Raw genomic sequence first — 12,465 nt, forward strand, 5'->3', positions numbered from 1 at the left:
CCCATGAAAAATTTACCAGTACATAGTAATACGTTTTTAGAAATTTTAAATGATTTTCAAAACGATTTAGTTACTCGTAACAAATCTGAATCTTTGGTATATAACATGCCTACGCATCTTAGGGAATTCTTCAACTATTTGGAAGCAAAAGGGCATGAGAATCTAAACCATGTAACCACCAAAATAGTTACTAAATACTACGAATATTTATCAACTCGTAAAAACCAAACACGAGGTGGTGCATTAAGCAATGGTTCATTAAACAAACATCAGGAAGCACTAAAATTATTTCTGAAGTATCTCAAGAACAACAATTTTAAAATGACTTTTGGTGTGCATCTAAAAACAGAAAAAACCAATACGATTACTGAAAAGGATATACTCACCCAAGATGAAGTTTTAGAACTGTTTGAAGCGACTAACTATTCACATGTATCAAAACGTTTTAGGTTACGTGATAAAGCCATATTAGCGGTGCTATACTCATGCGGACTTAGGCGAAATGAAGCTGTGGAGCTAAACCTCAGCGATGTAGATTTTGATAATAAACAAATCTATATACGTAACGGGTCCAGAAACAAAAAGCGTAAAAATCCGTATGTACCTATCAATGATTATAACCTAAACCTTATTGAAGATTATATAATAAACTCCAGACCACAATTCCATAATTCACATTTATGCGAAGCTTTATTTGTAAACAAAAACGGTAACCGCATGCTAGGTAAGAGTTTTGCAGACAGGTTAACCGCTATTGTTAAAGCAACTGAAAACGAAACTATCATCGACAAAGATATTAGCCTCCACAACCTACGTCATTCTGTAGCTACCCATTTATTGCAAAATGGATTACCAATTGAAAAAGTATCTGAATTTCTTGGTCATAATAGCTTAGAATCCACACAAATCTACACTCATTTTATAGATTTAGATGACGATGAATGATTTTCCAACATATCTAAAACAGAATACTTATTCTGAATCTACAATAGAAACTTACATTAGTATTGTAGATACATTCTTAAAATGGTGCAAGCAAAAAAGTTACGATGTGGAATGCATGACCTATAAACAATGTACCAACTATTTTAATGCTCTAAAACGTAAGAAAATCAAATATGATAAATCATTATTGGACACCACCATTAAGAGCTACACAGGTGCTATAAAGGTCTATTTCGATTATCTAGTAAATGAAGATATCTACACCGTTAGTCCTATTGAAGATTACAACTATGTTATTGATAAAGGTTATGAGCATGAGTTATTAACAGCTAAAGAATTGGAGCTATTATATGTTTGTTTTCCAACGCTAAATATTAAATTACCTAATTGTAAACACGTAGCCATTAGAAATAAAGTTATTACTGGTTTTATGGTATTCCAAGGTTTAGATACTAGCATTTTAAAACGTCTAACGCTGGACCATGTTAATTTAGATAAACAAAAACTACATATCCCAGGGACTAGAACATCTGAACCCAAAACTTATAAATTAAAACCTGAGCAAATACCAGCTCTAAGACAGTATTTATTTGAAGACAGGGCAATGCTTCAAAACAAGATTAATAACCATTCAGAAGCTTTATTTCCGCTTAATTCCAATAGGTTTAGCATCATTACTACACAAGTTATGAAAGTGCTTAAAACGATTAATTATAAAGTAACTAATAGTCATCAAATACGAGCTTCTGTATTAGCACTTTGGGTGCAACATGATGATTTAAGAACAGCACAAAGAAAAGCTAGACATCGTTTTATTACCTCAACTGAAAGTTATAAGAAATACGACCCAAATGCTAACAGAAGTGCTGCGGATGTGTTTCATTTGATGCGCTAGTTCATACGCCAGAGTAAATCAATTATGCAAAATTTAATGTACGACCATATTCGTTTAAATGGTCATAAGCTAATTGAACATATTGTTCAGTAATTAAAGCCTTCTTTCTCTTATTCCATTCTCTTATTTTAGAAAGAATTTCTTTCATTTCAATTTTAGGATATTCTTGTTTTATATAATGAACTGATGAAAGTACCTCTAATGACAAAGTTGATTCAAATCCATTGATAGCACCAAATAGACTTTCTAATCTATCTTTTTGATTTTGACTTAATTTCTCTTGAACAAATTTATTAACCTCATCGTATCTCTCATAATTCAATGCTAAAGGTTCAAAAGGTTTTGCATCCATTTGTTCAAGACCTCTTAGGTATTTCCCATTTAATGCGTATAGTACTTTCTCTATTGCTTGGGCATAAGGACCATAAGTATACGGTTCAAATTTTAATTTTAAATTTTCCCCGCTCTCCTGAAGAAAATAAGCTAATTTATTTGCTGTAAAAACCGTAGTATATTCTCCATACCTTTCATATTTGAATAATGCATATAATAGCATTGCTCTGGCTGGAGTTAATTTAACTTCTTTTTTGATGTTTTCTTTTTGAAGAATCTCTTTGATTTTTTCATTAGGTTGATATATAACAACCTCAACATCATCTAAATCACCTAAATATTTTATCATCATCGCCTTTACCTTATCCCATTTCAAACCACCATTACCACAGCCCAAAGGAGGAATGCTAATAGACTTTATATTATTATCCTTAATAACTTTAACCAAATCTTTCAAACCATCCTCAATATAACTGTATTGAGATTTGCGATACCATTGTTCTTTGGTTGGGAAATTCACTATAATTTTTTCATTGTTTAACAAATCAGATTCGTTAAAGACAAACATTTTACCAGCTATAACTAATCCTTTTTTACAAGCATCAGCATAAGCTTTATAGTTTTGTGGGAATCTTTCTTTGAATTGTAGAGCAATACCTTTACCCATTACACCAACTATATTAACAGTATTAACTATTGCTTGGGTTTTGGCATTTAATAAATTTCCTGTTATAAATTTCATGTCTTTAAAAGTAAAAATCTCTTTTGACTATTACAATGATGTCCAAACCTAACTTTTGAACAATTTCTTCAACAATAGCTTTCGTTCTGTTATTATAAACTGCTATTCTATTAATTTTATTATTTGGAACATAGTCCTTTACTAGAAATTCAGAATGTTTTTTTCTAATTCTATCTTCATCACCATCGGCATTATCATGCTTGAAATCACTAGAAGTAATAGAACGCCAATCAATTTTATTAATATCGTTCAGATTATTAAAATAACTAGTTATTACTTTAGCAGCATTACCGTCAGTAAAGCACCATTGAAAATTTGGAGTAGCTAAGTCTAATAGTGGAACACATAAATATACAATATTTGGTTGACTTAATTTAGGTACTCCATGCCCAGTATAAATATTATATAACATAGGAGTCTTTACGGAAAAGTAAAATGGAACATAGTTGTTAACTACAGAGTTTGGATAACAATTAACAGTCCTTCTACTTCGTTCACTTATTATTTCAGTGTTTCCAATGTCTTTTCTATTTGGATTATTGGGAGAATTTAACTTAGAAAATAGACCGTTAGTTAAATCAGATTCAACATTATCCAATGCTATCATTCTGAATACCCATATTTTATCTAAGTCTGGCAATTGTTAATATTTTACTACCGGCAATATAGTTATTTTTAGCCCAATTATTAAGTAAAACTTAATTCAAATCTAAATGTTAAATATGAGTTTCACAATAAGTTATATTACTAAAATAGTTAGGACAATAGCCTATAATTCTTTAGATTTGGTAATAGTAAAACGTTCTTTAAAATAATTGACAAGCCTTACTAAAAGTAAGCTTTTGCCTTACCTATATATTATTGGTAAATCTTATTTTTGTTATATGTTCTTAGACATATTGGTAAAAAAATAAAAACTAAGGTATAGCTCTTTTTTGCTAGCAATGTATTAACTCTTTGGGTTACGTCATAAAGGTTATAACAACGTTGTGAATAGTACTGAAAATAAATATCAAACTTTTAAAGGACAAGAAAGAAATGATGAGCTCGGTTTAAATTGGTTGTCTTTTAAGTGGAGAAATCATGACCCAGCAATTGGTAGGTTTATGAGTATTGACCCGCTTGCAGAGAAATTCTTTTATAATTCACCTTATGCTTTTAGTGAAAATAAAGTTACAAGTCATTTTGAATTAGAAGGACTTGAAGCTGTTTTAGCTATCACTTTTGGTAAAGATGTCAGATATAGAGGAGATATTATACAGCAAGCACAACCAAATGCACAACATACAAACATCAATACACCAAATCAAGGTACATCAGATTTTGTAAGTGCATTCAGAACGGCATCAGCTTCAGACTCACAAGGAATTGGTTTTGCTGCAATATGGGGTCACGGTGTTCCTGGTAGAATATATGCGAGTGGCAACTATTCAGATGTTAATGTAACCACATCAGGATTAGACCAGTTAAATACAGCTATTAAAAATGGAGAAGTAAGTTTTACGGACAATGCAGTAATATTCATTGGTAATTGTAATTCTGGAACTTGCGGTTCAGGAGACCCTTCTTCGTTCGCTCAGAGATTATCAGAAATAACGGGCGCAACAGTTATTGGAGCAAATGATTCTGTAGGACTAGGATATCCAAATCCAAATCCTGAAAACATAAATACTATGGAGTTTACGGTATGGGACCCAAGTTCAAAAGAGTTTATATCGTTTGACCAAGCAAACTCTCAAGGAATTGGACCAAGTGTAGATGTGATTAGGTTGATGAATAGAACTCTTAATCCACCAACCCCTGTAAATTCAATTACACCAGCTGGTATTACACCTATGCCGAGTGCATTACCAAGTGCTTCAACTACGTTAAGAGCAAACGCAGGAGCAGGAGAAGAACAATTTTATATCAATTTGCCTAATGGAAGTAGGATACGTAGAGATGAAATTATGCCTGGACAGTTTTAAAAATTAAAAAGATAATTCTAAAAATATGAGAAATAATATAGTAGTGGCTTTTATTGCATTATTGTTAGTGTTTTCTTGTAAAAAGAAAAACACAGAAGTTTCTTCAACGTCATTTAAGGTAAATAATATTGAACAGCAAGAGGAAGTTCAATCCAAAGATATCGTAACTACAGACTTAAAAGTTGATATAAAAAATATTAAACGACAAGTTGATAATGTTACAACAAGTTTTTTATCTAAAAAAGACACTGAAATTTTTATAAAAAAACCTAAAGATAATTTTTTTGGAGTCTATTATTTGATAAAAGGAGACCTATCTAATATTGTTGGAAAAATGATTGTTTATGATGATATAAACCCATATAAATATAATAAAGACACTGATGAATTTATTGAAATCAATTTGTGGAAAAGAGGCGTAAAACTGCTTGATGATTCAATAGAAGTCGGTATGACAAAAAAGCTTTTAATAGAAAGGTTGGGAAATATATTTAAAGTAGAAAAAGACATTTTAATTTTTGATGATAAACCTATAAAAGGGTTCTTTAAGCTCAAAGAGGATTATGTAACTAATATCAAAATAGGTTTTTACAATACCGATACTACTAATGATGATATATTGAAATACGAATGGTAATTAAAGAAATGCAGAAACCCCCGCTAGCGCTCGTTTGCAACGAGTGCCGAAAAGGAGTAAGTAAAACAAAAGCTATTCTAAATTAGAGTAGCTTTTGTATTTTAGATACATGAGTAGAAAATATAAGTTTCATAATAAGTCAGGACTTTATTTTGTAAGTTTTGCAACCGTTAATTGGATAGATGTTTTTACGAGGCAAATTTATTTTGATTTGTTAGCAGATAGTGTAGATTACTGCAGAAAAGAAAAGGGCATGGAATTATATTGTTATTGTTTTATGCCAAGTCATATTCATTTTATATTTAGGTCTGTAAATGATCAACCTATGGAGTTATTAAGAGATTTTAAAAGTTATACAGCTAAAAACATAATAGAAACTATATAAAACAATCCACAAGAAAGCAGAAAAGAATGGTTGTTATGGATGTTTGAGCGTGCTGGTAAGAAGCGAGGAAACATAAGCAAATATCAGTTTTGGCAGCATCATAACAACCCAATTGAATTATGGAGCGAAGGAGTTATTAAGCAAAAAATAAATTATATACATAACAACCCTGTAGAAAGTGGTTTTGTAGCCAATGCAGAGGATTGGAAATACTCAAGTGCAAGAAATTTTCAAGAAGATCATACTATTCTAGAAATTGATGATATCGGATTTTTTTAAAAGAATTAGTTGTTGCTTATGGCCTTTTTGCCACTATGTAAAGCATAGCAGTAGCTTGATTTGAATCATCAAAAATCGATTTTAAAGTAAATAATTTCCCAGTATTTGGTATGCTGAATAATTTACAAGCCTTACCAAAAGTAAGGTTAAACCTTATCAGGCAATAACGTAAATACAGTATTTTTCTAAACATATCAATATCAACACATGAGAATATTGTTTTTGTTACTACTTAGTTGTCTCGTTTTTATAACAAGTTGTAGAAGCACTGATTTTATGGGTGTTTCGCAAACACCAACTACCCAAAAATTAGCTTTGGGGAGTATAGGATCAGAAAAAGATTTTTTATTACAAAAGGACTTTAGTTACAGCGGACTTCCTGCTTACAGCAAACCTATAAAACTTGAAGTAAAGCCTGTTGTTTTTAAAAAACAGTCGTTTAAACAATTTGAAAAAGCCAGTCAGTTACAGAACTCCAACGTTTCCATTATATATATAGATTCGTTGGAACAGAAACCTAAATATATCGAATTGATATTGGCAGATAAAATTGAGCTTGTTGATGCCATTAACAGCAAAAAAAATAAAGGTATTAAAAACTATTTAAGCCATAATAAATATGCTAATGTGCTCACGCATATATCCGTTGCGTTTAATCAAAAACATTATGGGGCTCTAACTTCTGCCGATGCGGTTTTTTTAATCGAAAAAAACCCCAAGATATATGCTTTAAGTATTTATAAAAATAATACTCATAAAAATATTTTGTTGGATGATGGTGTGGTGTTTCAATACAGTACCTCCAACTGCTGTTGGCAAGAAGACAGCAGACGGCAACTACAAATAGTTGATATTGTAGACAACTATTCCAATTGCCCTAATAATACCTATAAGTCTTCTAAAAGAGCCAAAAAGAAAATCAACTATTTTAAGTTATAGAAAATGAGGAAACTATTGTTTTATGTTTTTACCCTAATAGGTTTGGTTTCTTGTGAAGAACTTATAGAGGTTGCAGATATTTCAAATAAAACAGTTACTGTTTTAGCACCTAAAAATGAAATCATTTTACAATCAGGAGCCATTGTGTTTACGTGGGATGGTCTAGAAGATGCTGAATCTTATAGACTACAAATAGCAACACCAAGTTTTGAAAGCGCACAACAAATTGTAAAAGACACCACGCTAACCACCACAAGCTTTTCAACCACTTTAAGTTTTAAAAATTACCAGTGGCGTATACGTGCTGAAAATTCAGGATATCAAACCAACTATACCATAAACTCTTTTTCAATTGAAGAGTAAAACAAAAACATATTTGCTTTTAGTTTTGGTACTGGCTATTTGGGGTGCTATAGGCTATCAAATAGTATCTGCTGTTAACCCTGAAAAAGAAAAAGTGGTTAATCAAGATTTTGCAATAGCTTTTAACCCTAAAGCAGAAACAGAAGTTGATACCTTTTCTATTCAAACCGCAGATAGAGATCCATTTTTAGGAACACGATTGGTTAAGCAGACTTCAAAAAGCACATTGTCAAAATTGAAACAACAACCTGTGGTATGGAAACCTATTACCTATCATGGTAATATATCTAATCAAAATAAAAAGGCTGTGGTTTATGTGATTTCTATTGAAGGGTCTCAATATTTAATGAAAATTGGACAGGTTGTGAAAAACATAAAGCTAATTAAGGGAACCAGTAAACATGTGCAATTACGTTATAAAGGAAAAATAAAAACCATAACAAAAACATGATGTTTTTTAAATTAAAAGCGGGAGCTCTACAATTTGCAATGTTTATTGTGGTGGTAATTGCATTATTGTTATCTGCTTTTATTATTCTTATACATACCTACAACACGTTTAAAGTTCAGACGAGCCATACTATAGAAACTATAAGTAATGCTGATAAAGGCATTTTATATGCATTAAAAAACGACTTACAATTAAACGATACTATTCTTGTTGAATTACAAGATGAGGATTATAAAACATTAAAAGTGCACCGTGATTTTTGGGGTGTTTTTGAAAAAGTGGTGTCAGTTTCAAGTATAAAGAATAAAAGCTTTAAAAAAATGGGTTTGATTGGAGCAAGTCAACCTGAAAAGTATAGAATAGCATTGTATTTAGAAAACCATAATAAGCCTTTAGTGGTTGTTGGTAATACAAGAATTGTAGGTGTTACATATATACCAAAGCGAGGTGTACGGACTGGAAATATATCTGGACATGCTTATTATGGTCAGCATCTAATTTATGGCAAACAAAGATTGAGTAATAATTTACCAATATTAAATTCTTCAGTATTAAAAAGTGTTGAAAATATTGGTCAAAAATTTATAAGTGTTGATGCCACTCAATTTATTGATTTACAAGTAGTAAAAAGCTTTAAAAATTCATTTTATAAGCCTTTAAAAATATTTTATAATTCGTTTGATATAAGATTAACTGGTGTAAAATTAACTGGAAACATTGTTGTTCAGTCAAAAACAAAAATTACTGTTGATGCTTCATCTAAATTAAAGGATGTTATTTTAATTGCTCCAGAAATAGAACTTAAAAATGGGGTGGAAGGCAATTTTCAAATTTTTGCAACTAAGGAAATTATTGTTAGTAGTCATTGTAAATTAGATTATCCTTCAGCAATTGTATTGAATGAAAGTAATAACATTTCTCAAGCTTCAATAAATAATCAGCATAATACACCATCACTAAAAATCAATTCTGGCTCTAAGATAAGTGGTTGTGTTGTGTATTTGGGGAAAACAAAAAATTATAAAGCGCAAGTGCTAATTGATGATAAAGCAACTATTGTTGGGGAGGTGTATTGTAACCAAAACCTCGAATTATTGGGTAAGGTTTATGGTAGTTTGTTTACCTCGGGTTTTGTAGCTAATCAATCAGGGTCAGCTTATCAAAATCATATTTATAATGGAACAATAAATATTAATAAGTTGCCAGAGGAGTATATAGGGTTAGAATTCGAAAATTCAAAAAAAGGTATTGCTAAATGGTTATATTAAAAAAAATAAAAGCCTCAACACTTATGGAAACATTAGTAGCCACAGTATTAATTGTTGTGGTGTTTATGGTAGCGAGTATGATATTAAACAACTTGTTTTCAAATACTACTAAAAAAAACACAAGAAACATTAATGCGCATTTAAATGAACTAGAGTATTTATTTAAAAATGATAAACTCACTTTACCCTATTATGATGGTTTTAATACCTGGGAAGTAAGTCTAAAAAAAATAAAAGAAAATGATCAAAGCATAGTAATAACTGAAGCTATAAATACCATAACGAATAAAATTATTACCAAAGAAACTATTGAAGAATAACGCTAAAATAAGTGCTTTTACATTAAGTGAAATGGTGGTGGTTATTATTTTAACTAGCCTTGTAGTAGGGATTGCTTTTTCTGTTTTGTCTTTGGTTCAAAAAAACATGTTTAGCATCAAACAAAATTTTAATAATAATACCGAGCTTAGTAAGTTAGAACAAGCGTTATGGATAGATTTTAATTCCTACTCAAGGATTACATACAATGCCATTGAGGATGAGTTGATTTTTATTTCTGAATTAGATTCTACTTCATACAGATTTACTAATAATTATATAATTAAGGAGAGTGATACGTTAAGTATACAATTAAAAGATAAGTTGTTTTTTTTGAATGGGGACAAAACTGAAAATGATGAATTAGATGCCATTAAACTTGAAACTCAAAAAACTTTTCAAAGGCAGCAGATTTTTGTTTATAAAGTTAATGATGCCAATTTATACATGAATTAATGGGGTTTCAGTTAAATAAAATATCGCAGTCCGTTTCTAAAATAAAAAAGGAGGAGCCTTATGAGGGTCTATCTTTTTTAAAAAAAGAAATTACGTTATTCAATAATGTTTTTTCTAATAAAATTAAAGAAGATTTTTATATAGAACTAAGTGTTTTGTTAAAAGCAGGCGTATCATTAAAATCCGCTTTAGAGCTTATTGAGAAATCACAAAAGAAAAAACCAAATAAAGATATATTAAATACCATATCTAGAGATATTGTTTCAGGACAAACTTTATCCGACGCTTTAAAATCACATAAACAATTCACTAATTACGAGTTTCATTCTATAAAAATTGGGGAAGAAACGGGTACAATTGCTCAGGTGGTTGAACAATTAGGAAGTTTCTTTACTAGAAAGAATGAACAAAGAAGCAACTTAATTAGTGCATTAACATATCCCGTTATTATATTAAGCACAGCAGTTCTTGTGGTGGTATTTATGCTAAACTATGTTGTGCCCATGTTTCAGGATATTTTTAAGCAACAAGGTGTAGATTTGCCAACAATAACAAAGCTTATAATTAAGGTGTCTGAGTTTATGAAAGCTTATGGAGGTATATTTCTGTTGGTGTTCTTAGGGTTAATACTATCAAAATCATTTTTAAATAAAAGCGAAAAATTCAAGAAACTAAAAGATATATTTATTATAAGAATACCGTTTGTTGGCAATTTTGTTAAAACGGTTTATTTATCTCAATTTACGCAAGCAGTTTCGTTATTAACAGCCTCAAAAGTACCTGTTGTTAGTAGTATTCAATTAGTAAAACAGATGATAAATTTTTATCCTTTACAATATGCTCTTGAAACTGTTGAACAACATGTATTAAAAGGAGAATCATTGAGTGACAGTTTAAGTGAGCATAAATTGTTTGATGATAAGATGATTGCTCTTGTAAAAGTTGCAGAAGAAACGAATCAAACTGAATACATTTTTGAAAGACTTAATATGCAGTATAATATTCAAGTACAGCAGCAATCAAAAACGCTTTCTACACTTATGGAGCCCTTTATTATTTTAATTGTTGGTGTTTTAGTTGGTGTGATTTTAATTGCTATGTATTTGCCAATGTTTAAATTGAGTAGTGTTATGGGGTAAGATTTAAAGGCTCCATTTTGAAAAAAATTAAGTTTGAACCGAAGATGTCAATCCAATACGTATTAAAATTTCTAATACTAATATTGATTTACAAGTGAATAAAAAAGGGACAAATCAAAAAATAATGATTTGTCCCATGTTGTACTCAAGGTGGGAATCGAACCCACACTTCCGAAGAAACTGGATTTTGAATCCAGCGCGTCTACCAATTCCGCCACTTGAGCAATTTTGGACTGCAAAAATATAGTTTTTTTCTATATTGTACTATAAAATACTGTGCAATATACTTTTTAGGTAGAAATAAATGTCTAAATTTGCACCTCGTTAAAAAAAGGAGTCTTTATAAAGACAATAAAAACAACTAGTTAACCATGGGTGTTGTAAAAACTGAAGCTAAAATTTTTGCTTGTACACAAAGTACAGTATTGGGTGAGAAAATTGCTAAAGCTTTTGGAGCAGAATTAGGTAAGGTTATCACATCAACTTACAGTGATGGAGAATTTCAACCGTCTTATGAAGAATCTATCCGTGGAACTAGAATTTTTATTATTGGATCAACGCATCCAGAACCAAGAAATTTAATGGAAATGTTATTGATGATTGATGCAGCTAAACGTGCATCTGCTAGACATATTACAGCTGTTATGCCATATTTTGGTTGGGCAAGACAAGACAGGAAAGACAAGCCTCGTGTGCCAATAGCCGCTAAATTAGTAGCTAAAATGCTAGAAGCAGCTGGGGCAACAAGGATTATAACCATGGATTTGCATGCAGACCAAATTCAAGGATTTTTTGAAAAGCCAGTTGATCATCTATACGCGTCTATAATATTTTTGCCATACCTAAAAAGTTTAAACTTGCCTAACTTAACCATAGCTTCACCAGATATGGGAGGTTCTAAAAGAGCTTATGCATATTCAAAAGCTTTAGAGAGCGATGTTGTAATTTGTTACAAACAACGCGCAAAAGCTAACGTTATATCTCATATGGAATTAATTGGTGATGTAACTGGGAAGAATGTAGTTTTAGTGGATGATATGGTTGATACTGCAGGGACTTTAACAAAAGCCGCAGATTTAATGATGGAGAGAGGAGCATTAAGTGTTAGGGCAATATGTACACACCCTATATTATCTGGAACTGCATATGAAAGAATAAAAAACTCTAAACTGGAAGAATTAATAACAACAGATTCTATTCCGATAAAAGAGCAAAACGAAAAAATTAGAGTATTAAGTTGTGCTGATTTATTCGCAGAAGTTATGGATAAAGTTCATCATAATAGATCAATCAGTTCTAAATTCGTGATGTAAATCACATTAAAAAAAGAGTATTAATCAAATTATAT

Annotated in this window: 14 protein-coding genes, 1 tRNA gene and 1 pseudogene; 13 read left to right on the forward strand and 3 right to left on the reverse strand. The window is 30.8% G+C overall.

The annotated features are described in order from the left end of the window. Positions 1 to 3: 3 nt before the first annotated feature. On the forward strand, positions 4 to 945 hold the full coding sequence (locus tag Q0772_RS05380; RefSeq protein WP_298341145.1) for a tyrosine-type recombinase/integrase: 942 nt from the start codon (positions 4 to 6) through the stop codon (positions 943 to 945). Continuing rightward, positions 938 to 1,840 carry a phage integrase N-terminal SAM-like domain-containing protein gene (locus Q0772_RS05385; RefSeq protein ID WP_298341147.1) on the forward strand — a complete coding sequence of 301 codons (903 nt, stop codon included), beginning with the start codon at positions 938 to 940 and terminating at the stop codon, positions 1,838 to 1,840. Before Q0772_RS05380 ends, Q0772_RS05385 begins: the two co-directional genes overlap by 8 nt. Before the next feature lie 22 nt (positions 1,841 to 1,862). Here Q0772_RS05385 and Q0772_RS05390 read toward each other — a convergent pair whose 3' ends face one another. Both Q0772_RS05390 and Q0772_RS05395 read right to left on the reverse strand, forming a co-directional pair. After that, the gene (locus tag Q0772_RS05390) at positions 1,863 to 2,915 is read right to left on the reverse strand and encodes a macro domain-containing protein (protein WP_298341149.1); all 1,053 of its coding nucleotides are present in this window, start codon (positions 2,913 to 2,915) and stop codon (positions 1,863 to 1,865) included. A gap of 4 nt (positions 2,916 to 2,919) precedes the next feature. After that, positions 2,920 to 3,555 carry a DUF4433 domain-containing protein gene (locus Q0772_RS05395; RefSeq protein ID WP_298341151.1) on the reverse strand — a complete coding sequence of 212 codons (636 nt, stop codon included), beginning with the start codon at positions 3,553 to 3,555 and terminating at the stop codon, positions 2,920 to 2,922. Positions 3,556 to 3,904: 349 nt separating this feature from the next. On the opposite strand from Q0772_RS05395, the gene Q0772_RS05400 reads away from it, so the two are divergent. From Q0772_RS05400 to Q0772_RS05445, 10 genes and pseudogenes are all read left to right on the forward strand, one after another. After that, positions 3,905 to 4,882 carry a hypothetical protein gene (locus tag Q0772_RS05400; RefSeq protein WP_298341153.1) on the forward strand — a complete coding sequence of 326 codons (978 nt, stop codon included), beginning with the start codon at positions 3,905 to 3,907 and terminating at the stop codon, positions 4,880 to 4,882. Between the two features lie 25 nt (positions 4,883 to 4,907). After that, a complete protein-coding gene (locus tag Q0772_RS05405) occupies positions 4,908 to 5,519 on the forward strand; it encodes a hypothetical protein (protein ID WP_298341155.1) in 612 nt (203 codons plus the stop codon). A gap of 109 nt (positions 5,520 to 5,628) precedes the next feature. Then, positions 5,629 to 6,183: pseudogene (locus Q0772_RS05410) on the forward strand (transposase). A gap of 276 nt (positions 6,184 to 6,459) precedes the next feature. Beyond that, the gene (locus Q0772_RS05415; RefSeq protein ID WP_298341158.1) at positions 6,460 to 7,122 is read left to right on the forward strand and encodes a hypothetical protein; all 663 of its coding nucleotides are present in this window, start codon (positions 6,460 to 6,462) and stop codon (positions 7,120 to 7,122) included. Positions 7,123 to 7,125: 3 nt separating this feature from the next. Then, positions 7,126 to 7,485, forward strand: coding sequence for a hypothetical protein (locus Q0772_RS05420; RefSeq protein WP_298341160.1), 360 nt, complete (start codon positions 7,126 to 7,128; stop codon positions 7,483 to 7,485). Beyond that, complete coding sequence (locus tag Q0772_RS05425) at positions 7,475 to 7,936, forward strand: hypothetical protein (protein WP_298341162.1); 462 nt, start codon at positions 7,475 to 7,477, stop codon at positions 7,934 to 7,936. The genes Q0772_RS05420 and Q0772_RS05425 overlap by 11 nt, the downstream gene beginning before the upstream one ends. Continuing rightward, complete coding sequence (locus tag Q0772_RS05430) at positions 7,933 to 9,204, forward strand: hypothetical protein (protein ID WP_298341164.1); 1,272 nt, start codon at positions 7,933 to 7,935, stop codon at positions 9,202 to 9,204. The genes Q0772_RS05425 and Q0772_RS05430 overlap by 4 nt, the downstream gene beginning before the upstream one ends. A 23-nt stretch (positions 9,205 to 9,227) precedes the next feature. Continuing rightward, positions 9,228 to 9,524 (forward strand): hypothetical protein, encoded by a 297-nt coding sequence (locus Q0772_RS05435; RefSeq protein ID WP_298341166.1) that lies wholly within the window; start codon positions 9,228 to 9,230, stop codon positions 9,522 to 9,524. Then, positions 9,514 to 9,978, forward strand: a complete 465-nt coding sequence (locus Q0772_RS05440; RefSeq protein WP_298341168.1) for a hypothetical protein — start codon at positions 9,514 to 9,516, stop codon at positions 9,976 to 9,978. The genes Q0772_RS05435 and Q0772_RS05440 overlap by 11 nt, the downstream gene beginning before the upstream one ends. Further along, a complete protein-coding gene (locus Q0772_RS05445) occupies positions 9,978 to 11,117 on the forward strand; it encodes a type II secretion system F family protein (protein WP_298341170.1) in 1,140 nt (379 codons plus the stop codon). The genes Q0772_RS05440 and Q0772_RS05445 overlap by 1 nt, the downstream gene beginning before the upstream one ends. A gap of 142 nt (positions 11,118 to 11,259) precedes the next feature. Here the strand turns inward: Q0772_RS05445 and Q0772_RS05450 are convergent. Beyond that, a tRNA-Leu gene (locus tag Q0772_RS05450) sits at positions 11,260 to 11,341 on the reverse strand. Positions 11,342 to 11,488: 147 nt separating this feature from the next. Between Q0772_RS05450 and Q0772_RS05455 the strand changes: the two genes are divergently transcribed. Next, positions 11,489 to 12,430, forward strand: a complete 942-nt coding sequence (locus tag Q0772_RS05455) for a ribose-phosphate pyrophosphokinase (protein WP_298341172.1) — start codon at positions 11,489 to 11,491, stop codon at positions 12,428 to 12,430. Positions 12,431 to 12,465 lie beyond the last annotated feature (35 nt).

The organism is uncultured Algibacter sp., from assembly GCF_947490405.1.
In the GTDB taxonomy this organism is placed as follows: Bacteria; Bacteroidota; Bacteroidia; order Flavobacteriales; family Flavobacteriaceae; genus Algibacter_B.